Raw genomic sequence first — 24641 nt, forward strand, 5'->3', positions numbered from 1 at the left:
TGAAGATCTCCACCGCGAAGGAGCGCCGCCGCACACCGCTGTCGCAGGCCGGACGACAACGCCTTGACGACCGAGGGGACGGTGCGGCATGAAGATCCTCATCAGCGCGGACATGGAGGGCGCCACCGGGGTGACCTGGCCGGCCGATGTGCTGCCGGGGACGCCGCAGTGGGAGCGGTGCCGGGCGATGTTCACCTCCGATGTGAACGCCGCCGTGCTCGGCTTCCTCGACGGCGGCGCCGACGAGGTGCTGATCAACGAGGCCCACTGGACCATGCGCAATCTGCTGCTGGAGCGGCTCGACGAGCGGGCGCAGCTGCTCACCGGGCGGCACAAGGCGCTGTCCATGGTGGAGGGCGTGCAGCACGGGGACGTGGACGGCGTGGCGTTCCTCGGCTATCACGCGGGCGCCGGGATGGAGGGCGTACTGGCCCACACCTACCTCGCCAACTCGATCACCGGGGTGTGGGTGAACGACGTACGCGCCAGCGAGGGCCTGCTGAACGCGTATGTCGCCGCCGAGTACGGAGTACCCGTCATCCTGGTCACCGGCGACGACGTGGCCTGCGAGGACGCGCTCGGATATGCGCCCGGGGCACTGAAGGTCGCCGTCAAGGAGCATGTCTCACGCTATGCGGCCGTCTGCCGCACCCCGGCCAGGACCGCCGCCGACATCCGCGCCGCCGCCGAGGAGGCGGCCTCCCTGGCGGTCCGTCAGGAGCCGGTGCACGGCGGGCCCTTCACCGTCGCGCTGGAGTTCGACGCGGAGCATCTGGCGATGTCCGCCACCGTGGTCCCGGGCGTGGACCGGGCCGGGGAGCGCAAGGTGGTGTACACCAGCGGGACCATGTACGAGGGGATCCGCACCTTCAAGGCGGTCACCACGATCGTCTCGGCCGCAGTGGAGGAGCAGTATGGCTGACCGGCAGGCACTCGACGAGGTCGTGCGCTTCACCTCCGACCTCATCCGTATCGACACCACCAACCGCGGCGGGGGCGACTGCCGGGAGCGGCCCGCCGCCGAGTACGCGGCCGCACGGCTGGCCGAGGCGGGCCTGGAGCCCACCCTGCTGGAGCGCACCACGGGCCGCACCAATGTGGTCGCCCGCATCGAGGGCACCGACCCCTCGGCGGACGCGCTGCTGCTCCACGGCCATCTCGACGTGGTGCCCGCCGAGGCCGGCGACTGGAGCGTGCACCCGTTCTCCGGCGAGGTGCGCGACGGCGTCGTCTGGGGCCGGGGCGCGGTCGACATGAAGAACATGGACGCGATGATCCTCGCGGTCGTACGGGACTGGGCGCGCTCGGGCTTCCGGCCGCGACGCGACCTGGTGGTCGCCTTCACCGCCGACGAGGAGGCGAGCGCCGAGGACGGCTCGGGCTTCCTGGCCGACCGGCACCCGGAGCTCTTCGAGGGCTGCACCGAAGGCATCAGCGAGTCCGGGGCGTTCACCTTCCACGACGGCGCCGGACGGCAGATCTATCCGATCGCGGCGGGGGAACGCGGCACCAGCTGGCTCAAGCTCACCGCGCACGGCCGGGCGGGCCACGGTTCCAAGGTCAACCGCGACAACGCGGTCACCCGGCTCGCCGCCGCGGTGGCGCGGATCGGCACCCATGAGTGGCCGCTGCGACTGACCCCGACGGTGCGCGCCGCGCTCGCCGGACTCGCCGACGTGTACGGACTGGAGGCCGACCTCGACGACCCCCGCGACATCGACGGCCTGCTGGCGAAGCTCGGCCCGGCCGCCTCGCTCGTCGAGGCGACCCTCCGCAACAGCAGCAACCCGACGATGCTGAACGCCGGTTACAAGGTGAATGTGATTCCCGGTCAGGCCGTGGCCCATGTCGACGGGCGCTGTGTGCCCGGCGGCGAGGAGGAGTTCGCGAGGACCCTCGACGAACTCACCGGCCCGGACGTGGACTGGGAGTTCGAGCATCGCGAGGTCGCCCTCCAGGCGCCGGTGGACTCACCGACGTACGCCAGGATGCGCGCCGCGGTGCAGGAGTTCGCCCCCGAGGGGCATGTGGTGCCGTACTGCATGTCGGGCGGTACCGACGCCAAGCAGTTCTCCCGGCTCGGTATCACCGGATACGGATTCGCGCCGCTCAAGCTCCCCGAGGGCTTCGACTACCAGGCGCTCTTCCACGGTGTCGACGAGCGGGTGCCGGTGGAGGCACTGCACTTCGGTGTCCAGGTCCTCGACCGCTTTCTGCGCACGGTCTAGTTGGGAGGAGTGGGGGAGTTGAAGGAGACACTGCCGTACGGGGACTGGCCCTCGCCCATCGACGCGGCGCTGGCCGCCGCGCACGACGGGCAGCCGGAGTCGGTGGGATATGTGGGCGACGAGGCGTGGTGGACCGAGCCGCGCCCCGCCGAGGGCGGTCGCCGTGCCCTGGTCCGGCGCACCGCGGACGGTGCGACCGAGGCGGTGCTGCCCGCCCCGTGGAACGTGCGCAGCCGGGTCATGGAGTACGGCGGGTCGGCCTGGGCCGGGACGATGCGCCCCGAGGGACCGCTGGTGGTCTTCGCGAACTTCGCCGACCAGCGGCTCTACGCCTATGAGCCCGCGGCCGGGGACGCCGTACCGCGCCCGCTCACCCCGCTCTCCGCGGTGGGCGGCGGACTGCGCTGGATCGACCCGCAGATCCATGTCGAGCGGGGCGAAGTGTGGTGCGTCCTGGAGGAGTTCACCGGGGAACGGTCCACCGATGTGCGCCGGGTCGCGGTGTCCGTACCGCTGGACGGTTCGGCGGCCGGGGACCGGGCCGCGGTCCGGGAACTCACCGCCGAGCGCCACCGGTTCGTCACCGGGCCCCGTCTCGCTCCGGACGGGCGGCGTGCGGCCTGGATCGCCTGGGACCATCCGCGGATGCCCTGGGACGGCACCGAGCTGATCGTCGCCGAGGTCACGGACGAGGGAACCTTCCGGGAACCCCGCACCGTCGCCGGCGGCCCCGAGGAGTCGATCGCACAGGCCGAGTGGGCGACCGACGGCTCCCTGCTGTACGTCGGTGACCGCACCGGCTGGTGGAACCTCTACCGGGACGGCGAGCCGTTGTGCCCCCGCGAGGAGGAGTTCGGCGGCCCGCTGTGGAAGGTCGGACAGCGGTGGTTCGCGCCCCTGGACAACGGGCTGATCGCCGTCGTCCACGGCCGGGGCGCGGGCCGGCTCGGGATCCTCGACCCGGCGCGCGGCGAGCTCGCCGACAGCCCCGGGCCCTGGACCGAGTTCGCCGCCACGCTCGCCGTGCACGGCAGCCGGATCGTCTCGGTCGCCGCCGGCCCGCGCAGCGCCCCCGAGGTGGTCGAACTGGACGCCCGCACCGGCCGTGCCCGCGTCATCGGCGCCGCCCACCGGGACGCGGTGGATCCCTCCTACTACTCCGAGCCGCGGAGCCGGGTCTTCACCGGCCCGGACGGCCGGGAGATCCACGCCCATGTCCACCCGCCGCACCACCCGGCCCACCGGGCGCCCGACGGGGAGCTGCCGCCGTATGTCGTGTGGGCGCACGGCGGGCCCACCAGCCGCACCCCGCTGGTCCTGGACCTGGAGATCGCCTACTTCACCTCGCGCGGCATCGGCGTCGTCGAGGTCAACTACGGAGGCTCGACCGGGTACGGACGGGAGTACCGCAACCGGCTGCGCGGACAGTGGGGCGTGGTCGACGTCGAGGACTGCGCGGCCGTCGCCCTCGCGCTCGCCGCCGAGGGCACCGCGGACCGCGAGCGGCTCGCCGTGCGGGGCGGCAGCGCGGGCGGCTGGACCACGGCCGTCTCCCTCACCGCGACCGACGTCTACGCCTGCGGCACGATCATCTACCCCGTGCTGGACCTGAAGAGCTTCGGGTCGGGGGAGACCCATGACTTCGAGTCGCGGTATCTGGACAGCCTGGTCGGCCCGTACTCCGAGGTGCCGGAGCGGTATGCCGAGCGGTCGCCCCTGGAGCAGGCCGACCGGATCACCGTCCCCTTCCTGCTCCTCCAGGGGCTGGACGACCCCATCTGCCTGCCCGCCCAGTGCGAGCGGTTCCTCGACCGGATCCGCGGCACCGGGGTCCCGCACGCCTGTCTCACCTTCGAGGGCGAGGGGCACGGCTTCCGGAAGGCGGAGACCATGGTGCGCGCCCTGGAGGCCGAACTGTCCCTGTACGCACAGGTCTTCGGACTGACCCCGCCCGGCGTTCCCACCCTGGAGCTGGAGCGGGGAGCCCGCATGGAGCCGGCCGAGTGAAGCAGCCCGACGTGCGGGGCACGTCCCCCCTGGTGCGACCTCCCAGGCTGGTGCCCGGCGCCCGGGTGGCCGTCGTCGCGCCCAGCGGGCCCGTGCGTGAGGAGCGGCTCGCCGCCGGGCTCGACCTGCTGCGCGCCTGGGAGCTGGAGCCCGTCGTGGCCCCGCACGTCCTCGACCGGCATCCCGGCTTTCCCTACCTGGCGGGCACCGACGCCGACCGGGCCGCCGACTTCCAGGCCGCCTGGTGCGACCCACGGGTGTCCGCGGTGCTCTGCGCCCGCGGCGGGTACGGGGCCCAGCGGATGGTCGACCTGCTCGACTGGGACGCGCTGCGGGCCGCGGGGCCCAAGGTGCTGGTCGGCTACAGCGACATCACCGCGCTGCACGAGGCCTTCGCCGCCCGCCTGGGCCTGGTCACTCTGCACGGCCCGATGGTGTCGGCCGTCGACTTCCTCAAGAACACCCGGGCGCAGCAGCATCTGCGTGCGACCCTGTTCGACCCGGAGTCCGTACGGACCATCGCCTCCGGCGGCACCGCCCTGGTGCCCGGCCGCGCCCGCGGCATCACCCTCGGCGGCTGTCTGAGCCTGCTCGCCACCGAGCTGGGCACCCCGGGCGCCCGCTCCGGCGCCCGCGGCGGACTGCTGATGATCGAGGACATCGGCGAGGAGGCGTACCGGATCGACCGGATGCTCACCCAGCTGCTGCGCTCGGGATGGCTCGACGGGGTCACAGGGATCGCGCTCGGCTCCTGGAAGGAGTGCGGCCCCTACGACCTGCTGCGCGCCGTCCTCAGCGACCGGCTCGGCCCGCTCGGTGTGCCGGTCGTGGAGGAGTTCGGCTTCGGCCACGGGGACGGGGCGCTGACCGTCCCGTTCGGTGTCGGCGCCGAACTGGACGCGGACGCGGGGACCCTGACCCTGGACGCGCCCGCGCTGGCGTAGTCCGGCCGCGCGGCGCCGGGGCGCCGCCGTCCGCCGGGGGCCGTCCCGGGGCGTGGGCGGGCCCCGGGGGCGCCGTCACCCGTCCGGCCCGCACCGGCCGGGCGGCTCCGGGCCCGGCCGTCCATCCTGGTGGCATGAGCCCGAAGACCTCCCGCAGGACCGGGACGAGCGCGGGGACGCACCTGGGCCCGGAGTGGCTGACGCCCCGCAGGCTCGCCGGCCTGGTCCTGGCCGCGCTGGTCCTGGTCTTCGTCTTCGAGAACACCCGGACGACCCGGATCAAACTGCTGGGCACGCTGGTGACGATGCCGCTGTGGCTGGCGCTGCTGGCCACGGGGCTGATCGGGGCGCTGGCCGGGGCGCTCGCCGCGAGCCGGCGCGGATGACCCGCCCCGGTCCAGGGCCGCGGACCACCCGGCCTCGTCTACGGTGTCGATGTGCCTGAGACCCATGGATATCTTGCCGAAGGCCCCCGTGTGGGCATACGCCGCTTCACCCAGGACGACGCGGCCGAGTTCACCGCCCGTGCACGGGAGAGCGAGGAACTGCACCGCCCCTGGCTGTTCCCGCCGACCAGCGCCGAGGCGTTCGCCTCCTACGCGGGACGGCTGATCGGGGATCCGGCGAGGGCGGGGTTCCTGGTGTGCGAGAAGGAGAACGGGGCCATCGCCGGGTTCATCAACATCAACAACATTGTCGAGGGCGGCTTTCTGTGCGGGGCCCTGGGATACGGCGTCTTCGCGCACGCCGCCGGACGCGGGCTGATGACGGAGGCTCTCGGCCTGGTGGTGCGGTACGCCTTCGGGCCCTTGCGGCTGCACCGGCTGGAGATCAATGTGCAGCCCGGCAACACCGCCTCGATCGCCCTCGCCCGCCGCTGCGGCTTCCGCCTGGAGGGCTTCTCCCCGAACATGATCTATGTCGACGGGGCCTGGCAGGACCATGAACGCTGGGCCATCACGGCGGAGATGACCGGCGCGTAGCGGCCGGCCGACGGGCAGGAGGCCACCCGGCCACGACTCGCCGCCCGGCGCGCGATGGGGTATGGTTGATCTTGAGCCGGTCACCGGAACTCCCGGTAGCCGACAGTGCGTTGGTGGTCCAAGGAAAGACGTCCCGCTTCCTGCGGGGAGATGCAGGTGCAAGGCCTGCCCGGCGCTCGGATGAGAATCCCACCCCTGTTCTATAGGGGTGGGATTTTCGCGTTCACCGCCTCTCCGCCGACCGGCCCGGAGCGCCGCCGGCCGTCGGCCGTGTCATTGCCGTGTCATCGACGGTGGCCCGAAATGCGTGGGCCGCGGCGTTTGGCCGGTCCGAACCGGGGGACGCGGGAAGTCGGTGAGGGTGGTTTTGCCGCGCCCGCCGCCAGGAAGACGCGGACGCGTATGCCGAGTCGTACGCACCCGCAGGCACGCACGACACGTACAGACACGCACGACACGTACAGACACGCAGGCGACCAGACGCAGACGACGTCCACACGCCGGAGGCGAACGTGAGTCGACCCCGCATCCTGATCGTCGGTGCCGGATTCGCCGGGTACCGAACGGCCCGCACCCTCGCCCGGCTGACCCGGCACCGAGCCGACATCACCCTGCTCAACCCGACCGACTACTTTCTGTATCTCCCCCTGCTGCCCCAGGTCGCCATGGGCGTCCTGGATCCGCGCCGGGTGGCCGTCTCGCTGCCCGGCACCCTGCGCCGGGTGCGCCTGGTGCTCGGCGAGGCGGGCGGCATCGACCTGGACGCCCGCACCGTGCGCTACACCGACCCCGAGGGCCGGGAGGGCACGCTCGGTTACGACCGGCTGGTGCTCGCCGTCGGCAGCGTCAACAAGCTGTTGCCGATTCCCGGTGTCGCCGAGCATGCGCACGGCTTCCGGGGACTGCCCGAGGCGCTCTATCTGCGCGACCATGTGACCCGCCAGATCGAGCTGGCCGCCGCGGCCGACGACCCCGGGCGGTGCTCCGCCCGCTGCACCTTCGTGGTGGTCGGCGCCGGCTACACCGGAACCGAAGTCGCCGCACAGGGACAGCAGTTCACCGACGAACTGGTGCGCACCCAGCCGCTGCGCCACGGTATGCGGCCGCGCTGGCTGCTGCTGGACGTCGCGGCGCGGGTCCTGCCGGAGCTGGACGAACGGCTCTCCCGCTCCGCCGAGCGGGTGCTGCGGCGGCGCGGGGTCGACGTACGGATGGGAACCTCGGTGAAGGAGGCGACCCACGAAGGAGTCCTGCTGACGGACGGGGAGTTCGTCGACACCCGCACCCTGGTGTGGTGCGTCGGCGTACGCCCCGATCCGCTGATGGAGAGCCTGGGCCGGCCGCTGGAACGGGGCCGCCTGCTGGTCGACCCGTACCTCCAGGTGCCCGGCCATGCCGACGTGTTCGCCTGCGGGGACGGGGCGGCCGTGCCCGATCTGGACAAGCCCGGCCGGTACACGCCGATGACCGCGCAGCACGCCTGGCGGCAGGGCCGGGTCTGCGCCCGGAACGTCGCCGCCTCCCTCGGTATCGGCTCACGGCGCGCCTATCGCCACCGGGATCTGGGATTCGTCGTGGACCTCGGCGGCACCCAGGCCGCCGCCGATCCGCTCGGCATCCCGCTGTCCGGGCCGCCCGCCGCGGCCGTCACCCGCGGTTACCATCTGGCCGCGATGCCCGGCAACCGTGTCCGGGTCGCCGCCGACTGGCTCCTGGACGCCGTACTTCCGCGCCAGGCGGTGCAGTTGGGCCTGGTCCGCTCCTGGTCCGTACCGCTGGAGTCGGCGTCGCCCGAACTGGCCCGGGTGCCGGGAGCCCCCGGCACCACCCCGCCCTCGGCCGCCGCCCCTCTCCCGACGCCGCCCGACGAGCGGCACGGTACGCAGGAGGATTCATGAACACCCGTCAGCTCACCGAACTCGCCCAGCAGTTGCGCGTCGACAGCGTCCGCGCCGCCGCCGCGGCCGGTTCCGGGCACCCCACCTCCTCGATGTCCGCCGCGGATCTGATGGCCGTACTGCTGGCCCGGCACTTCCGCTACGACTTCGAGCGCCCCGCCCACCCCGGCAACGACCGCTTCATCCTCTCCAAGGGGCATGCCTCACCCCTGCTCTACGCCGCCTACAAGGCCGCCGGAGCCATCAACGAGACCGAACTGCTCACCTTCCGCAAGCTCGGCAGCCGGCTGGAGGGGCACCCCACACCCCGCCGGCTGCCCTGGGTCGAGACGGCCACCGGCTCGCTCGGCCAGGGGCTGCCCGTCGGCGTCGGCATCGCCCTGGCCGGGAAGCGGCTCGACCACACCGGATACCGGGTGTGGGTCATGTGCGGAGACAGCGAACTGGCCGAGGGGTCCGTGTGGGAGGCCGCCGAGCACGCCGGCCATGAGCACCTCGACAACCTGATCGTGATGGTCGACGTCAACCGGCTCGGCCAGCGCGGACCCACCCGGCACGGCCACGACCTGGACGCCTACGCCCGCCGCTTCCGGGCCTTCGACTGGCACACCCTCGAGATCGACGGCCATGACGTCGAGGCGATCGACCGCGCCTGCACCGAGGCCGAATCCACCGCGGGACAGCCCACCGTCATTCTCGCCCGCACCTTCAAGGGCAAGGGCGTCGGCTCGGTACAGAACCGCGAGGGCATGCACGGCAAGCCGCTGCCGGACCCCGAGGAGGCGATCGCGGAGCTCGGCGGCGTACGAAACGTGCAGGTCGAGGTCGAGCCGCCGCCCGCCGCCCGGACCCTGCACGCCGTACGCGGAGGCCATCTGGATCTGCCGCGCTACGACCTCGGCGACCGGGTCGCCACCCGGGACGCCTACGGCCAGGCGCTGGTGGCGCTCGGCAACGCCCGAGGCGATGTCGTGGCCGTCGACGGAGAGGTGGGCGACTCCACCCGGACCGAACTGTTCGCCAAGGGCCACCCCGAGCGCTACTTCGAGTGCTATATCGCCGAGCAGCTGATGGTCGGGGTCGCCGTCGGCCTGGCGGCGCGCGGCTGGGTGCCGTACGCCTCGACGTTCGCCGCGTTCCTCACCCGTGCCCACGATTTCATCCGGATGGCTTCGATCAGCGGTGCCGGCATCAACCTGGTCGGTTCCCACGCGGGCTGCGCCATCGGCGAGGACGGGCCCTCCCAGATGGGCCTGGAGGACCTCGCGATGCTGCGCTGCGTGTACGGGTCGACCGTGCTGTACCCGTGCGACGCCAACCAGACCGCGCGGCTGGTCGCCGCGATGGCCGGACTGGACGGCATCCGCTATCTGCGCACCTCACGCGGGGACACCCCGGTGATCTACGGTCCCACCGAGGAGTTCCCGGTCGGCGGCAGCAAGGTACTGCGCGCCTCCGCCGAGGACCGGCTGACGGTGGTCGCCGCCGGGGTCACCGTCCATGAGGCGCTGAAGGCCGCCGACGCCCTGGCGGACCAGGGGATACGCGTCCGGGTCGTCGACCTCTACTCGGTCAAGCCGGTCGACCGCGCCACCCTGCGCGAGGCCGCCGAGCGCACCGGCTGTCTGCTCACCGTCGAGGACCACCATGAACAGGGCGGCCTCGGTGACGCGGTGCTCGACGCCTTCACCGACGGGCGTCCCGTGCCCCGGCTGGAGCGGCTGGCGGTGCGGACCATGCCGGGGTCGGCCACGCCCGCCGAGCAACTGCACGCCGCGGGCATCGACGCGGAGTCCATCGCCGCCGTGGCCCGGCAGCTGGTGGAGCACGCGGTGGCGTCCTGACCGAGGAGAGCGGGTCCGTACGACGCGCGTGAGATGCGCCGACGACGGAGCCGACGACATGACGGACGACATGACGGTCCGGGGCCGTTGCCCGGAGTGGAACGCGGAAAGAGCACGGCGGGCGCACCGGCCCCGATTCCGATATGTCCTGAATCGGGGAGTGCGGGTTTGCACACCTGACAAGGGGCACTCGGTCCCCGAGGTCGCCATGTCACAGGGATCGAGCGCATCGCATGCGCGGAACTCGCCCAGGAAGGCGGGCGACGGCACACCACAGGGCGGGCTGAGCCCGATGGAGGTGCTGCGCCGGGCCCGGGCCGAGTTCGCCGAGCTCACCGGCATGACGCCCGAAGCGGTGTCGTCCTTCGAGCCCACCGAGGACGGCTGGGAGCTGGAGATCGAGGTTCTGGAGCTCGCCCGGGTCCCCGACACGATGAGCCTGATCGCGAGCTATGAGGTGGAGCTCACCGCCGACGGTGAGCTCGCCGGTTATCGACGCGTTCGCCGCTATGAACGCGGGAGGGCCGACGCACATCGGCCGGGCGGTCGCTAGACCGCGATCCCGTGGCCGCCCCGACGGACCACACCGGCAGCACAGGCACGGCAGACAGGGAGGAGCGGTCGGCATGACCGTTGTCCCGGCAGCACAGACCGGCTCGGGCGGTGGCTCGAGCGGACTCTACGACGTCCTGGAACTCGTCCTCGACCGAGGGCTGGTGATCGACGCGTTCGTCCGGGTGTCCCTCGTCGGCATCGAGATTCTGAAGATCGACGTACGGGTCGTGGTGGCGAGCGTCGACACCTATCTGCGCTTCGCCGAGGCGTGCAACCGGCTCGACCTGGAGGCCGGGCCGCGCAAGAGCCCCGGTCTGCCCGACCTGGTCGGCGAGATCACCGAATCGGGGGCGCGAGGCAAGTCGAAGGGCGCCCTGTCCGGCGCCGCCCAGACCATCTCCGACGCCTTCAACCAGGCCCGTGAGGAGGGACAGGGGCAGGGGCAGGGACAGCGGGAGGAGCGGTCACGGCCCCGCAGGTCCATGACCGCCCGCGGCAAGAGGGAGGAGGAGCAGGAGTGAGCACCTATGTCTATGGCGTCGCCGCGGCCTCGCACCCCTCGCTCCCCAAGGGCCTGGGCGGGGTCGGGGAACCTCCCTGCCCGGTCAGGATCCTCCGCGAGGGCGGACTGGCGGCCATCGTCAGCGACGCCCCCGAAGGGCTGCGGCCCAAGCGCAGGGACCTGCTGGCCCACCAGAGCGTGCTCGGCGAGGCCGGCGCGGGCGGCGCGGTGCTGCCCATGCGCTTCGGCAGTGTGGCGCCGGACGACGACGCCGTCACCCGGGTGCTCGCCGAGCGGGCCGACCACTACCGGGAACGGCTGTCGGCGCTGGGCGGACGGATCGAGTACAACGTCAAGGCCAGCCATGACCAGGAGGCGGTGCTGCACCGGGTGATGGCCGAGGAACCGGAGACGCGCGCCCTGGCCGAGGCCAACCGGCAGGCGGGCGGCGGCAGCTACGACGAACGGCTGCGGCTCGGCCAAGTGATCGCCGAGGCGGTGCAGAGCCGTGAGGCGGAGGACGCAGCGGAGCTGCAGCGCCTGCTCGAACCGGCCGCCGAGGCCGTCAGCACGGGCCCCGAGTCCGGCGGCTGGCTGGCCAATCTCTCCTTCCTGGTGCCCCGGGACTCCGCCGAGGAGTTCCTGGCCGCCGTGGAGGAGATACGCAAGAGCCACCCGCACCTCGAACTGCGGGTGAACGGGCCGCTGCCGCCGTACAGCTTCGTCGAGCCCGGCCCCGCCGAGCCCGCCGCGAGCACCACCGGCGCGGCCACGGGTGAGGAGTGAGCCATGGGACTGCTCTCGGAGACCGTGCTGCTGCCGTTCGCACCGGCGCGCGGCAGCCTTTGGGTGATCAGACAGCTGATCGCCGAGGCCGAGCGACAGTACTACGACCCGGCGACCGTACGGGCCGAACTCGCCCTCCTCGAGCGCCGGCTCGACGAGGGCGAGATCACGGCCGAGGAGTTCGACCGGGAGGAGGACGCCCTGCTCGACCGGCTGGAGATCGGTCTGGGCCGTGCGACGGCCATGGGCGGCACGGCGGAAGCGGACGACGCGACCGCCGTGGACGCCGAGGCGACAGAGGACGCAACCGCAGCGCAGGACGCGGCCGTCACCGGCGGCACCGCGGAGCCGGGCGGCGCAGCGGACACGGGCGACAGGACCACATGATGAATCGGACCGCACTGGGTCTCGCCATCGGGGCGGGGTACCTGCTCGGACGCACCAGGAAGATGAAGCTCGCCTTCACCGTGGCCTCGCTCGTCGCCGGGAAGCGAAAGGATCTCAACCCGCGGGCCCTCGCCGACCGGATCAACCAGCAGTTGACGGAGAACCCGCAGCTCAAGGAGATGGGCGACCAGCTGCGCCAGGAGCTGCGGGGCGCGGGCAAGGCCGCGTCCGGCGCCCTGCTCGACCGCAGGATCGAGGGCATCGCCGACCGGCTGCACGACCGCACCGCCCAGCTGCGGGACCAGCTCCCGGGGTCCCTGCCCGAGGGACCGGAACCGTCCGGACCGACGGACCGGGGCGAGCAGGAGCGAACCGGCGAAGAGGGTCCCGGGCGCGCAGACACGGGGGACGCCGAGGAGGACGAGGAGACGGAGGCCCCGCGTACGGAGACGGCGAAGAGGACCCCGGCCGAGGCCGGGGAGAGGCCGAGGAAATCACCGGACGAGCGGACCCCGGGCCGTCCGGAGGCGGCCGGCAGGACCGGCGCCGAGAAGGCCCCGGGCAAGGCGTCCGGCAAGAAGGCCCCGGCCGACAGGGCGCCCGGCAAGAGGGCCGCAGTGAAGAGGACCGCCCCCGCGAAGAAGTCCGCCTCCGCGAGGGCCGGAGCGCGACGCGCCGCCCGCGAAGCTCGTGGACCGAGCGGCGAAGGGAGGCGATCAGGATGACGGACACGATCGGTTCGGTGACCGGCAGGGCCACCGGCAAGGCAGGGGACCAGCTGTCGTCCTCCGCCCGGAGCGAGGCGGTCGACCGCCTCAAGACGGAAGTGCGCGGGTATCTCGCCGCCCAGGCCGAGCGGATGCTCGTCGGCGTGGGCCGCAAGCTGGGCGAGACCACCGTCAAGCTCAATGACATCGCCGAGGGCAAGAGCCCCGGACTCGCCGGGCTCGCCCTGGAGGGCGGACGGAAACTCGCCGAGGGCAAGGGACCGCTGCGCGCCCTTCTGGAGTCCGGCGCCGGACAGGCCAAGCAGAGCCTCGGCCAGGCGTTCAAGGGCCTCATGGGCGGAAAGAAGCGCAAGGGCAGAGGGGGCGACAAGCCCACCGTCATCGTGGAGTCCGTCGATGTCGGGGTGCCGGTGCGCACCGCCTACGACCAGTGGACCCGGTACGAGGACTTCAGCACCTTCGCCAAGGGCGTCAAGAGCGCGAGCCGCGCGGACGACACCACCTCCGACTGGCAGCTGAAGGTGCTCTGGTCCAGCCGCAGCTGGAAGGGACACACCGTCGAGCAGGTGCCCGACTACCGCATCCAGTGGAGCACCGAGGGCGCCAAGGGCACCAGCAAGGGCGTGATCTCCTTCCATGCGCTCGGTGAGAACCTCACCCGGGTGCTGCTGGTCATGGAGTACTACCCTAGCGGGTTCTTCGAGAAGACCGGCAACATCTGGCGCGCCCAGGGCCGCAGGGCCCGCCTCGACTTCAAGCACTTCGCCCGTCACATCACCCTCAAGGGAGAGGTGGAGGACGGCTGGCGCGGTGAGATCAGCGACGGCGAGGTCGTACGCACCCACGAGGAGGCCCTGGCCGAGGAGGAGCAGCCCGAGGACGAGTACGAGGAGGAGACCGGCGAGGAGGAGCCGGAAGCCGAGCACGAGGAAGGGGAAGAGGAAGAAGAGGAGCCGGACGAGGAGTACGAGGACGAGGGCACCGGGGCAGCCGGGGAGTACGGCGAAGAGGAGGAGCCGGAGGAAGCGGAGGAGGGGGATGACGACGAGGGCGACGCGCGCGAGGCGGACCGTGAGGCCGGACGGCCGACGGCCGGGAGCCGGCGATGACGACCCCCCGCAGGCTCCCCGACCCCTACGGCGGCCCCAGCAGCGGCGCCAGCCTCGCCGACATCCTTGAACGGGTCCTCGACAAGGGCGTGGTGATCGCCGGTGACATCCGGATCAATCTGCTCGACATCGAACTGCTCACCGTCAAACTGCGCCTGATCGTCGCCTCGGTCGACAAGGCGAAGGAGATGGGCATCGACTGGTGGGAGTCCGACCCGGCCCTCTCCTCCGGGGCCCGGCGCGACGAACTCACCCGGGAGAACGCCGAGTTGCGGGCCCGTCTGGAACGCCTCGAGGCGTCCTACGGCGAGGCGCAGATCGAGGGCGCCCACGGCAGGAGGGAGTCACCGTGACCGCGCTCCGCTATGTCTACGCGGTGTGCCGCCCCCTCGGTGCCCCGCTCCAGGCCCAGTTGACCGGGGTGGCGGGCGCCCCCGCCCGGCAGTTGGAGCACCACGGCCTCATCGCCGTACTCAGTCTGGTCCCGGAGGAGGACTTCGCGGAGGCGCCCCTCAAGGCGCATCTGGAGGACCTGGACTGGCTCACCGACACCGCCCGCGCCCATCAGAACGTCATCGACGCGCTCACCGGTCTCACCACCCCGCTGCCGCTGCGGCTCGGCACCGTGTTCCGGGACGACAGCGGTGTCCGGGTGATGCTCGAAGCGCGCGAGAAGGAATTCCGGCACGCCATGGAGCGGCTCGAGGGCCGGGTCGAATGGGGCGTCAAGGTCTATGTCGAGGAGAGCGAGGCCGACGAGGACGAGAAGGGCCGGGAGCACGGGGAGAAGGCCGGTCCGGCCGCCCCCGCCGGGGCCGTCTCCGGCCGGGACTACCTCCGGCAGCGGCGTTCGCGCACCAGGGCGCACGAGGAGACCTGGCAGAGGGCCGAGGGGTTCGCGCGCCGGCTGCACGACATGCTCTCGGCGCAGGCCGAGGACTCCCGGCTGCACGCGCCCCAGAGCGCGACACTGTCGGGGGCCTCGGGACGCAATGTGCTGAACGCCGCCTATCTGGTGCCGCGGTCCCGTTCCGAGGAGTTCGTGGAACTGGTGGACCGCGTGGAGGACGACTCCCCGGGAGTCCGGGTGGAACTCACCGGCCCCTGGGCGGCCTACTCCTTCACCGGACTGACGGAAGGAACGGAAGGAGCGGCGTGACCGTCGTCGAACACCGGGAGATCGCCCTGGTCGACCTGCTGGACCGGCTGCTCGCGGGCGGTGTCGTCATCGCCGGTGACATCACGCTGCGCATCGCGGACGTGGACCTCGTCCGCATCGACCTCAACGCCCTGATCAGCTCGGTCGACGCCCGCGTTCCCTCGCCCTGGCCGGAGGCACAGGCACCATGACCGACCGGACACCCCGCAAGCCCCGCAACCGGCTGGACCTGGAGCCCGACACCGTCGAACGCGACCTGGTCAAGCTGGTGCTGACGGTCGTCGAACTGCTCCGCCAGCTCATGGAGCGCCAGGCGGTGCGCCGCTTCGACACCGGAGAGCTGACCGAGGCGCAGGAGGAACGGATGGGGCGGACGCTGATGCTCCTTGAGGACCGCATGGCCGAACTGCGGGACCATTACGGACTGCGGCCCGAGGACCTGAACCTGGACCTCGGGCCCCTGGGACCGCTCCTGCCGCGGGAGTGACCCCGGCGCTCAGGTGTCCTTGCCGTCCTTGCGGCAGAGGATCTCCCCGTGCAGAACCGCGAACCAGCCGTTCTGCCGCTCTCCCCACTCCCGCCAGGCCCGCGAGACTGCCCGCAACCCCTCGGACGTCGTATGTCCCCCTTCGACCGCGCGGTCCGCGTACGCCGAGGCGAGGGTGCGGTCCGCCCACAGCCCGCTCCACCAGGCCCGCTCCTCGGCCGTGGCGAAGGTCCAGGTGCTCGAGCCGGCGGTGACCTCCCGGATGCCCGCGTCCAGCGCCCAGGACAGGAGGCGCCGTCCGGCGTCCGGCTCACCGCCGTTGGCCCTGGCCACCCGCTCGTACAGGTCCAGCCAGTCCTCGAGGCCCTCGGACGCCGGGTACCAGGTCATCGCCGCGTAGTCCGCGTCACGGGCGGCGATGAGACCGCCGGGCCTGGTGACCCGGTGCATCTCGCGCAGCGCCTGCACCGGATCGCCCACGTGCTGGAGCACCTGATGGGCGTGGACCACACAGAACGTGTCGTCCGGGTAGTCCAGGGCGTGCACGTCCGCGACCGCGAACTCCACGTTGGTCAGACCGCGCGCGCCGGCCGTGGCCCGGGCCTGCTCCAGGATCCCGGGCGCGTGGTCGACGCCGGTGACCCGGCCGTCGGGGACCAGCTCCGCCAGATCCGCGGTGATGGTGCCCGGGCCGCATCCGATGTCCAGGATCCGCATGTGCGGCTGGATCGAGTCGAGGAGGTACGCCGCGGAGTTGGCGGCGGTCCGCCAGGTGTGCGAGCGCAGCACGGACTCATGGTGGCCATGGGTGTAGACCGCCGTCTCCTTCGGCATGACCTGCCTCTTCCCGTCGTACGGTCCCCGCGGCCGGAGCGCGGGGCGATACGCATCACCGTAGACGCTCATGCCGGATGGTGAGACTCCCGTCTTGTCATGTGAAACAGTCGCGGGGTGGGGCGGGGATGACCGATCGGCTGGGCGGGGATATCCGATTGCCCCGCCCAGCGGCGTCCGCCCACAATGCGGCCATGGGACACCTGGAAGCCGCGCACCTTCAGTACGACCTTCCCGACGGGAGGGCCTTGCTCGGCGATGTGTCCTTCCGGGTCGGTGACGGCGCGGTCGTCGCCCTCGTCGGGCCCAACGGCGCCGGGAAGACCACCCTGCTGCGCCTGCTCTCCGGCGAGCTCCAGCCGCACGGCGGGAGCGTCACCGTGAGCGGCGGGCTCGGTGTGATGCGACAGTTCGTGGGGTCCGTCCGGGACGCGACGACGGTACGGGACCTCCTGGTCTCGGTCGCTCCGCCCCGCATCCGCGAGGCCGCCCGCACCGTCGACGACGCCGAGCACGCCCTGATGACCGTCGACGACGAGGCCGCCCAGCTCGGCTATGCGCAGGCCCTCTCCGACTGGGCCGAGGTCCGCGGCTACGAGGCCGAGACGCTGTGGGACATGTGCACCACGGCGGCGCTGGGCGTCCCGTACGAGAAGGCGCAGTGGCGCGAGGTGCGCACGCTCTCCGGCGGCGAGCAGAAGCGGCTCGTCCTGGAGGCGCTGCTGCGCGGCACCGACGAGGTCCTGCTGCTCGACGAGCCCGACAACTACCTCGATGTGCCCGGGAAACGCTGGCTGGAGGAGCGCCTTACGGAGACCCGCAAGACCGTGCTGCTGGTCTCCCACGACCGGGAGCTGCTGGCCCGCGCCGCGCAGCGGATCGTGTCCCTCGAACCGAGCCCCGCCGGAGCCGACGCCTGGGTGCACGGCGGCGGCTTCGCCACCTACGACCAGGCCCGCCGGGAACGCTTCGCCCGCTTCGAAGAGTTGCGCAGACGCTGGGACGAGAAGCACGCACAGCTGAAGAAACTGGTGCTGAACCTCCGTCAGGCCGCCACCGTCAGCCATGAGCTGGCCTCCCGTTACCAGGCCGCCCAGACCCGGTTGAGGAAGTTCGAGGAGGCCGGGCCGCCTCCCGAGCCGCCGCGCGAGCAGGACATCAGGATGCGGCTCAAGGGCGGTCGTACCGGCGTCCGGGCCGTCACCTGCGAACAGCTCGAGCTCACCGGGCTGATGAAACCCTTCGACCTGGAGGTCTTCTACGGCGAGCGGGTCGCCGTCCTCGGCTCCAACGGTTCCGGCAAGTCGCACTTCCTGCGGCTGCTCGCGGGCGGCGAGGTGGCCCACAGCGGCCGGTGGCGGCTCGGGGCACGGGTGGTGCCCGGGCACTTCGCCCAGACCCACGCCCACCCCGAACTCCAGGGCCGGGCGCTGCTCGACATCCTGTGGCAGGAGCACTCCCAGGACCGGGGCGCGGCCATGTCCCGGCTGCGCCGCTATGAGCTGACCGCGCAGTGCGAGCAGCCCTTCGACCGGCTCTCGGGCGGGCAGCAGGCCCGCTTCCAGATTCTGCTGCTCGAACTGCAGGGCGTCACGGCCCTGTTGCTCGACGAGCCGACCGACAACCTGGACCTGGAGTCCGCCGAGGCGCTCCAGAAGGGCCTGGAGGCGTTCGAGGGCACGGTTCTCGCGGTGACCCACGACCGCTGGTTCGCCCGCTCCTTCGACCGCTATCTGGTCTTCGGCAGCGACGGCCGGCTCCGCGAGACACCGGAACCGGTGTGGGACGAACGGAGGGTGGAAAGGGCGCGTTAGCGACCCCGATCCGCGAGGGACCTGCGAGCACCCGGCCGCGCGCCGCGACCGGGTCGGGGCACGCCCCGGTACCAGGGTGTGGATCAGTCCCCGCGGAGCAGCGCCCCCACCCCGCCCGCCGGTGCCTCGCCCCCCGCCGTGGACGGCACCGAGACGGCCGGGGCGCCCGTCTCCACCGCGGCGCGCAGCAGGGCGTCGTCCGCCCGGGCCCGCCAGGGGTGCTGTTCGCCCGGTGAGCCGAGGTCGTCGGGGCGCACCGCGACCCGGTCCGGGTCCTCGCCGATCCACACCTCACGACGGGTGTCCGGACCGCCCGGCCGGATCAGCAGTTCGTCGATACGGTGGTCGCGTGCCGCCTCGGCGACCGCGGACACGCCCTCCACCGCCCGGGTACGCCCGTTCTCGTCCGGTGTCCGGGCGGCCAGGAAGCGTTCCAGTTCCGCGGCGGCCCGGTCACGCAGATGGGCCTCCCTGATCCGTTCCACGTCCTCGTCCAGCAGCCGGCCGCCCGGCCCCGGCGACGCCTCGGCCACCCGGTCCCGCAGCCGGTGCGGCAGCCGCTCGCGCACCGAGCGCCGCGCGCGCCGCTCACCGACGAGCACCACCAGACCGGCGCCCGTCTCCTCCTGGCAGACGGCGAGCGCGTCGGCGATCTCGGCCGCGTTGTGGTCCCAGGCGTTCTCCACCCGCAGCCGGAAGTGGCGCACCGGCCGGTCCGGGTCCGCCGTGCCCCGCGGCGGCCCGGCCTCCCGGCTGCCCACCGCCCCACGCAGCTCGAACTCGGCGCCCGCGCGGTCGATGTACGCCACCGCGCACACCGGGTCCTCGGTGGCCAGGTCCAGCAGGGGCGCGGTGTGCGGCAGCGCCGCCCAGCGGGCCGAGGAACCGCCCGGGGCCGCGGCCAGCGGCGGATCCAGGACCACCTCGCCCGCCCGTGCGAACAGGGCCCTCCCGAGCGGCTCGGGGGACAGGGCCAGCTCCTCCACCGCCGCGCGCACCGCATGGCACGTCGCCCGGTCCGCTCCCTGTTCCCGCAGGTCACGGGCCAGCTCCCGGGCGGTCGAGGCACGGTCCTGGTGCGTGGACCCGCTGTGCCGGGAGGTGTCGACGTATACGGAGGCCCAGGGACCGGGATGTTCGTACAGTGGATGGAGAAAGGCGAGATCCATGGCCACCTCCGGATGCCGCTCGGGGTACCGCCTGCCCCGGCGGGTACCCGGACCGCACCGAGGGAACACGACGAGCGGGGACCACCATGACCGGAGTCGACCCGGGCCGGCTGACCGACCAGCAGCTCATGAAGGAGCTGGAGACGATCCACCGCACCCGCCATGACGCGCTGCTCTACGGCTCCAACGACGCGCTGCGCGCCCACAACGACCGCATGGCGCGCCTCGAGGGCGAGTATCTGCGCCGCCATCCACGCCGTGTGGTGGCGACGAGCCGCACCCGGGACGGGGCCCGGGAGCGGGAAAGACCGAACGCCCTGACGGGACTGGGCGGCGGTGAACCCCAGGGGGCGGAACCGGCACGCTGAGCCGTGCGGCGCCTGGGAGAAGCGAGCGGGCGGGGCCGAGCAAGCCGGTCGGGTGCGGGTGTGTCGGGGCTGAGCGCGCAGTTCCCCGCGCCCCTGACGGGGCGCGACGCGCTCGGCGGCGACGGAGCCGGCTGGTTGGTTGGTGCGGGTGCGTCGGGGCTGAGTGCGCAGTTCCTCGCGCCCCTGACGGGGCGCGAGGCAGGTCGTCTACGCGGCGAACTCCGTCAGGATCGCCTCGTCGAACGCCTTCAGATCGTCCGGCCTGCGGCTGGTGATCAGCTTGTTGGGGCCCTGGTCGATCCGTACCTGCTCGTCCACCCAGGTGCCGCCCGCATTGCGGATGTCGGTCCGCAGGCTCGGCCACGAGGTCAGGGTGCGACCCCGCACCACATCGGCCTCCACCAGCGTCCACGGACCGTGGCAGACGGCCGCGACCGGACGGCCCCGCCGCACCACGTCCCGGACGAACGACACGGCCCGCTCGTCCATCCTCAGAAAGTCCGGGTTGGCCACACCGCCCGGCAGCACCAGCCCGTCGAAGTCCTCCGCCTCCACCTGGCTCACGACCGTGTCCACCGGGAAGGTGTCGGCCTTGTCCAGATGGTGGAACGCCTGGATGTGCCCCGGCCGCGTCGACACCAGGACCGGCTCATGACCGGCCCCGGTCACGGCCTGCCAGGGGTCGGTGAGTTCCACCTGCTCGACGCCCTCGGGCGCCATCAGGAACGCGATACGCATGCTGCTCACTGTCCTTTCTCCCCGTGGGTGCGGACCCGGCCGGCCGCCCCTATGTCTGCCGGACGGTCCTATGCCTGCCGGACGGTCTCTTCCGTGCGGACGACGGCCTCGGCCAGTTCCTGGGCGTTGACATAGCGCGCGGAGCGCGGGAGCCGCTCCAGCGGATCCACCAGCGCGTCCGGGGCGTGCCCACGGCGCAGCTCGTGGATCAGCTCGTACGGCCGTGCCGGGAACATCGTGCGGCTCAGATGCCGTGCCAGCTCATGGCGCACCTCGGCCACGGAAGGGGCGCCGCCCGTGGTCACCGGACCGGCCCAGACCGCCGGATCGTCGTCCGCGGTCGGTTCGGGATCGTGCCACTCCTCGGTCCGGGTCGGACGGCCGGACCGAAGGAGATCCTTCAGTTCGTGCTTCATCTCGTCGTCCCGGTGGACGCTCAGCCGGTCGCTGCCTCGCTGCATGACTCCCTCCAGATCCTCGGGGGTGGCCCTCGCGTACCCGGTGGGCAGCGATCGACACGGAGGGAGCACGGACGGCCGGAGGGCAGGACGTCCGGAACGAAAACAGTTCACGCGTCAACGACCTGAGCCGCCGGCCGGATGCCGGATGATCGCCGCCGGGATTCCTGACGTCGCAACGGGGTACGGCATGGAGGGCTGACACCATGGTGTGCGTCGCCGGCAGGCTGAAGGGATCCACGATGTTCCGTAAGGTGCTGGTCGCCAACCGCGGCGAGATCGCGATTCGCGCATTCCGGGCCGGCTACGAGCTGGGCGCGCGAACGGTCGCCGTCTTCCCGCACGAGGACCGCAATTCGCTGCACCGGCTGAAGGCCGACGAGGCGTACGAGATCGGCGAGCCGGGGCATCCGGTGCGGGCCTATCTCTCCGTCGAGGAGATCGTCGGCGCGGCCCTGCGGGCGGGAGCCGACGCCGTCTATCCCGGCTACGGATTCCTCTCCGAGAACCCGGACCTGGCACGGGCCTGCGAGGAGGCCGGCATCACCTTCGTCGGGCCGAGCGCCGACACCCTCGTGCTGACCGGGAACAAGGCCCGCGCGGTGGAGGCCGCCCGCGCGGCCGGCGTGCCGGTGCTCGCCTCCTCGGCCCCCTCCACCGATGTGGACACCCTGGTCGGGGCCGCGGAGGAGATCGGCTTCCCGGTGTTCGTCAAGGCGGTCGCCGGCGGCGGCGGACGCGGGATGCGCCGCGTCGAGGACCCGGCCGCGCTGCGCGAGTCCATCGAGGCGGCGTCCCGCGAGGCGGCCTCCGCCTTCGGCGACCCGACCGTCTTCCTGGAGAAGGCCGTCGTCGAACCGCGCCATGTCGAGGTGCAGATCCTGGCCGACGGCGAGGGCGAGGTCATCCATCTCTTCGAGCGTGACTGCTCGGTGCAGCGCCGCCACCAGAAGGTCATCGAGCTGGCCCCCGCGCCCAACCTCGACCCGGAGCTGAGGGACCGGATGTGCGCCGACGCGGTGCGGTTCGCCCGTGAGATCGGCTACCGCAACGCGGGCACCGTGGAGTTTCTGCTCGACCGCGACGGCCACCATGTCTTCATCGAGATGAACCCCCGCATCCAGGTCGAGCACACGGTGACCGAGGAGGTCACCGATGTCGACCTGGTGCAGGCCCAGTTGCGCATCGCCGCCGGGGAGACCCTGGCCGACCTGGGGCTGTCGCAGGAGACCGTCACGCTGCGCGGCGCCGCCCTGCAGTGCCGTATCACCACCGAGGACCCGGCCAACGGCTTCCGCCCCGACACCGGCAGGATCAGCGCCTACCGCTCACCGGGCGGCTCGGGCATCCGCCTGGACGGCGGCACCACCCACGCGGGCACCGAGATCAGCGCGCACTTCGACTCGATGCTCGTCAAACTCACCTGCCGGGGACGGGACTTCAAGGCCGCGATCGGCCGGGCCCGGCGCGCCGTGGCCGAGTTCCGCATCCGCGGGGTGGCCACCAACATCCCGTTCCTCCAGGCCGTGCTGGACGACCCGGACTTCCAGGCAGGGCGGGTCACGACCTCGTTCATCGAGCAGCGGCCCCATCTGCTCACCGCACGGCACTCCGCCGACCGCGGCACCAAGCTGCTCACCTATCTCGCCGATGTGACGGTGAACAAGCCGCACGGAGAGCGCCCCCACCTCATCGACCCGGCGGGCAAGCTGCCGCGGCTGCTGCCCGGCGAGCCGCCCGCGGGCTCCCGACAGCGACTCGTCGAGCTCGGCCCGGAGGGCTTCGCCCGGCAACTGCGCCGGTCACCGACCATCGGGGTCACCGACACCACCTTCCGCGACGCCCACCAGTCGCTGCTGGCGACCCGGGTGCGCACCCGGGACCTGCTCGCCGTCGCCCCGGCGGTGGCGCGGACCCTGCCCGAGCTGCTGTCGCTGGAGTGCTGGGGCGGCGCCACCTACGACGTGGCGCTGCGCTTCCTCGCCGAGGACCCCTGGGAGCGCCTGGCGGCCCTGCGCGAGGCGGTGCCCAACATCTGCCTCCAGATGCTGCTGCGCGGCCGCAACACCGTGGGCTACACGCCGTACCCGACCGAGGTGACCGACGCCTTCGTGCAGGAGGCCGCCGCCACCGGGATCGACATCTTCCGCATCTTCGACGCGCTCAACGACGTGGGCCAGATGCGGCCCGCCATCGACGCCGTACGGGAGACCGGGACGGCCGTCGCCGAGGTCGCCCTGTGCTACACCGCCGATCTGTCGGACCCCTCCGAGCGGCTGTACACCCTGGACTACTATCTGCGCCTGGCCGAGCAGATCGTGGCCGCGGGAGCCCACATCCTGGCCGTCAAGGACATGGCGGGCCTGCTGCGCGCCCCGGCCGCCGCGACGCTGGTGGCGGCGCTGCGCCGCGAGTTCGACCTGCCGGTGCATCTGCACACCCATGACACCGCGGGCGGCCAGCTCGCCACCTATCTCGCCGCGATCCAGGCCGGTGCGGACGCGGTCGACGGCGCCGTGGCCTCGATGGCCGGCACCACCTCGCAGCCCTCGCTGTCGGCCATCGTGGCCGCGACCGACCACTCCGAGCGTCCCACCGGCCTGGATCTGGGGGCCGTCGGCGATCTGGAGCCGTACTGGGAGAGCGTGCGCCGGATCTACGCGCCCTTCGAGGCGGGCCTGGCCGCACCGACCGGACGGGTCTACCACCACGAGATCCCCGGCGGGCAGCTGTCCAATCTGCGCACCCAGGCCGTCGCACTGGGTCTCGGCGACCGCTTCGAGGAGATCGAGGCGATGTACGCCGCCGCCGACCGTATGCTGGGCCGGCTGGTGAAGGTCACCCCGTCGTCGAAGGTGGTCGGCGACCTCGCCCTGCATCTGGTGGGGGCCGGGGTGGCGCCGGAGGACTTCGAGGCGGCACCGGACCGGTACGACATCCCCGACTCCGTCATCGGTTTTCTCCGCGGCGAGCTGGGCACCCCGCCCGGCGGCTGGCCGGAGCCCTTCCGCACCAGGGCGCTGACGGGCCGCGGCGAGGCCAAGCCGGTGCGGGAGCTGACCGCGGACGACCGCGCGGGCCTGGAGAAGGCCCGGCGCCCGACCCTCAACCGGCTGCTGTTCCCCGGGCCGACACGCGACTTCGAGGCACACCGTCAGGCCTACGGCGACACCAGCGTGCTGGACAGCAAGGCCTTCTTCTACGGGCTGCTGCCCGGGAAGGAGTACGGCGTCGACCTCGAACCCGGGGTCCGGCTCCTGATCGAGCTCCAGGCGGTCGGCCAGGCCGACGAACGCGGGATGCGCACGGTGATGTCCAGCCTCAACGGCCAGCTGCGGCCCATCCAGGTGCGGGACACCGCGGTCGCCTCCGACGTACCGGCCACCGAGAAGGCCGACCGGTCCGACCCCGGTCATGTGGCGGCGCCGTTCGCCGGGGTGGTGAGCCTCTCGGTCGCGGAGGGCGACGAGGTGGCGGCGGGGGCGACGGTGGCCACCATCGAGGCGATGAAGATGGAGGCCACGATCACCGCCTCCAGGTCCGGGACCGTGACCCGGTTGGCCATCACCCCCGTCCAGCAGGTGGAGGGCGGCGACCTGCTCGTCGAGATCACCTGACCCGCCACCACCCCGGGCCGCTCGGC

The 24641-nt window shown here is 72.4% G+C and carries 24 protein-coding genes and 1 pseudogene; 21 read left to right on the forward strand and 4 right to left on the reverse strand.

The window, feature by feature from the left end:
* The first annotated feature begins 88 nt into the window (after positions 1-88).
* The 18 genes and pseudogenes from CP978_RS27235 to CP978_RS27320 all read left to right on the forward strand — a co-directional run bounded on the left by CP978_RS27235 (position 89) and on the right by CP978_RS27320 (position 15617).
* Complete coding sequence (locus CP978_RS27235; protein ID WP_043445113.1) at positions 89-922, forward strand: M55 family metallopeptidase; 834 nt, start codon at positions 89-91, stop codon at positions 920-922.
* A complete protein-coding gene (locus tag CP978_RS27240; protein ID WP_043445115.1) occupies positions 915-2228 on the forward strand; it encodes a M20/M25/M40 family metallo-hydrolase in 1314 nt (437 codons plus the stop codon). The genes CP978_RS27235 and CP978_RS27240 overlap by 8 nt, the downstream gene beginning before the upstream one ends.
* A gap of 9 nt (positions 2229-2237) precedes the next feature.
* Positions 2238-4235: a prolyl oligopeptidase family serine peptidase gene (locus tag CP978_RS27245; RefSeq protein WP_043445116.1), complete on the forward strand. Its 1998-nt coding sequence runs from the start codon at positions 2238-2240 to the stop codon at positions 4233-4235.
* On the forward strand, positions 4232-5179 hold the full coding sequence (locus CP978_RS27250; protein WP_227745466.1) for a S66 peptidase family protein: 948 nt from the start codon (positions 4232-4234) through the stop codon (positions 5177-5179). The genes CP978_RS27245 and CP978_RS27250 overlap by 4 nt, the downstream gene beginning before the upstream one ends.
* A gap of 134 nt (positions 5180-5313) precedes the next feature.
* The gene (locus tag CP978_RS27255; protein ID WP_043445119.1) at positions 5314-5565 is read left to right on the forward strand and encodes a LapA family protein; all 252 of its coding nucleotides are present in this window, start codon (positions 5314-5316) and stop codon (positions 5563-5565) included.
* Between the two features lie 51 nt (positions 5566-5616).
* A complete protein-coding gene (locus CP978_RS27260) occupies positions 5617-6162 on the forward strand; it encodes a GNAT family N-acetyltransferase (protein WP_043445121.1) in 546 nt (181 codons plus the stop codon).
* A 512-nt stretch (positions 6163-6674) separates the two neighbouring features.
* A complete protein-coding gene (locus CP978_RS27265; RefSeq protein ID WP_043445122.1) occupies positions 6675-8060 on the forward strand; it encodes an NAD(P)/FAD-dependent oxidoreductase in 1386 nt (461 codons plus the stop codon).
* On the forward strand, positions 8057-9904 hold the full coding sequence (locus CP978_RS27270) for a transketolase (protein ID WP_043445124.1): 1848 nt from the start codon (positions 8057-8059) through the stop codon (positions 9902-9904). The genes CP978_RS27265 and CP978_RS27270 overlap by 4 nt, the downstream gene beginning before the upstream one ends.
* A gap of 208 nt (positions 9905-10112) precedes the next feature.
* Positions 10113-10457 carry a gas vesicle protein GvpO gene (locus tag CP978_RS27275; protein WP_227745467.1) on the forward strand — a complete coding sequence of 115 codons (345 nt, stop codon included), beginning with the start codon at positions 10113-10115 and terminating at the stop codon, positions 10455-10457.
* A gap of 73 nt (positions 10458-10530) precedes the next feature.
* On the forward strand, positions 10531-10980 hold the full coding sequence (locus CP978_RS27280; protein ID WP_043445128.1) for a gas vesicle structural protein GvpA: 450 nt from the start codon (positions 10531-10533) through the stop codon (positions 10978-10980).
* Positions 10977-11747, forward strand: a complete 771-nt coding sequence (locus CP978_RS27285) for a GvpL/GvpF family gas vesicle protein (protein WP_043445130.1) — start codon at positions 10977-10979, stop codon at positions 11745-11747. Before CP978_RS27280 ends, CP978_RS27285 begins: the two co-directional genes overlap by 4 nt.
* Before the next feature lie 3 nt (positions 11748-11750).
* Positions 11751-12002: pseudogene (locus tag CP978_RS35835) on the forward strand (gas vesicle protein GvpG); the annotation flags it as partial.
* A gap of 128 nt (positions 12003-12130) precedes the next feature.
* Positions 12131-12859: a DNA primase gene (locus CP978_RS27295; protein WP_311775035.1), complete on the forward strand. Its 729-nt coding sequence runs from the start codon at positions 12131-12133 to the stop codon at positions 12857-12859.
* On the forward strand, positions 12856-13971 hold the full coding sequence (locus CP978_RS27300; protein WP_043445134.1) for an SRPBCC family protein: 1116 nt from the start codon (positions 12856-12858) through the stop codon (positions 13969-13971). Before CP978_RS27295 ends, CP978_RS27300 begins: the two co-directional genes overlap by 4 nt.
* Positions 13968-14324, forward strand: a complete 357-nt coding sequence (locus tag CP978_RS27305; RefSeq protein ID WP_043445135.1) for a gas vesicle protein — start codon at positions 13968-13970, stop codon at positions 14322-14324. The genes CP978_RS27300 and CP978_RS27305 overlap by 4 nt, the downstream gene beginning before the upstream one ends.
* Positions 14321-15130, forward strand: a complete 810-nt coding sequence (locus CP978_RS27310; RefSeq protein WP_043445137.1) for a GvpL/GvpF family gas vesicle protein — start codon at positions 14321-14323, stop codon at positions 15128-15130. Before CP978_RS27305 ends, CP978_RS27310 begins: the two co-directional genes overlap by 4 nt.
* A complete protein-coding gene (locus CP978_RS27315; RefSeq protein WP_043445139.1) occupies positions 15127-15321 on the forward strand; it encodes a gas vesicle protein in 195 nt (64 codons plus the stop codon). The genes CP978_RS27310 and CP978_RS27315 overlap by 4 nt, the downstream gene beginning before the upstream one ends.
* The gene (locus CP978_RS27320) at positions 15318-15617 is read left to right on the forward strand and encodes a gas vesicle protein K (protein ID WP_043445141.1); all 300 of its coding nucleotides are present in this window, start codon (positions 15318-15320) and stop codon (positions 15615-15617) included. Before CP978_RS27315 ends, CP978_RS27320 begins: the two co-directional genes overlap by 4 nt.
* 9 nt (positions 15618-15626) lie before the next feature.
* Here CP978_RS27320 and CP978_RS27325 read toward each other — a convergent pair whose 3' ends face one another.
* Positions 15627-16451, reverse strand: coding sequence for a class I SAM-dependent methyltransferase (locus CP978_RS27325; protein ID WP_043449624.1), 825 nt, complete (start codon positions 16449-16451; stop codon positions 15627-15629).
* Positions 16452-16645: 194 nt separating this feature from the next.
* Between CP978_RS27325 and CP978_RS27330 the strand changes: the two genes are divergently transcribed.
* Positions 16646-18265, forward strand: a complete 1620-nt coding sequence (locus CP978_RS27330) for an ABC-F family ATP-binding cassette domain-containing protein (RefSeq protein ID WP_043445143.1) — start codon at positions 16646-16648, stop codon at positions 18263-18265.
* Between the two features lie 83 nt (positions 18266-18348).
* On the opposite strand, the gene CP978_RS27335 is transcribed toward CP978_RS27330, so the two are convergent.
* Positions 18349-19434 (reverse strand): baeRF2 domain-containing protein, encoded by a 1086-nt coding sequence (locus CP978_RS27335; protein WP_043445145.1) that lies wholly within the window; start codon positions 19432-19434, stop codon positions 18349-18351.
* A gap of 86 nt (positions 19435-19520) precedes the next feature.
* On the opposite strand from CP978_RS27335, the gene CP978_RS27340 reads away from it, so the two are divergent.
* Positions 19521-19802, forward strand: a complete 282-nt coding sequence (locus CP978_RS27340; RefSeq protein WP_052454312.1) for a DUF6158 family protein — start codon at positions 19521-19523, stop codon at positions 19800-19802.
* Positions 19803-20009: 207 nt separating this feature from the next.
* Here the strand turns inward: CP978_RS27340 and CP978_RS27345 are convergent, their stop codons facing one another.
* Both CP978_RS27345 and CP978_RS27350 read right to left on the reverse strand, forming a co-directional pair.
* Positions 20010-20540, reverse strand: coding sequence for a type 1 glutamine amidotransferase domain-containing protein (locus CP978_RS27345; RefSeq protein ID WP_043445147.1), 531 nt, complete (start codon positions 20538-20540; stop codon positions 20010-20012).
* Positions 20541-20608: 68 nt separating this feature from the next.
* On the reverse strand, positions 20609-21001 hold the full coding sequence (locus CP978_RS27350; protein WP_043445150.1) for a DUF2795 domain-containing protein: 393 nt from the start codon (positions 20999-21001) through the stop codon (positions 20609-20611).
* Between the two features lie 239 nt (positions 21002-21240).
* Here CP978_RS27350 and CP978_RS27355 point away from each other — a divergent pair, with 239 nt between their 5' ends.
* Positions 21241-24615: a pyruvate carboxylase gene (locus CP978_RS27355; protein ID WP_043449628.1), complete on the forward strand. Its 3375-nt coding sequence runs from the start codon at positions 21241-21243 to the stop codon at positions 24613-24615.
* Positions 24616-24641: the final 26 nt, after the last annotated feature.

The sequence above is a fragment of the Streptomyces nodosus genome, assembly GCF_008704995.1.
Taxonomy (GTDB): domain Bacteria; phylum Actinomycetota; class Actinomycetes; order Streptomycetales; family Streptomycetaceae; genus Streptomyces; species Streptomyces nodosus.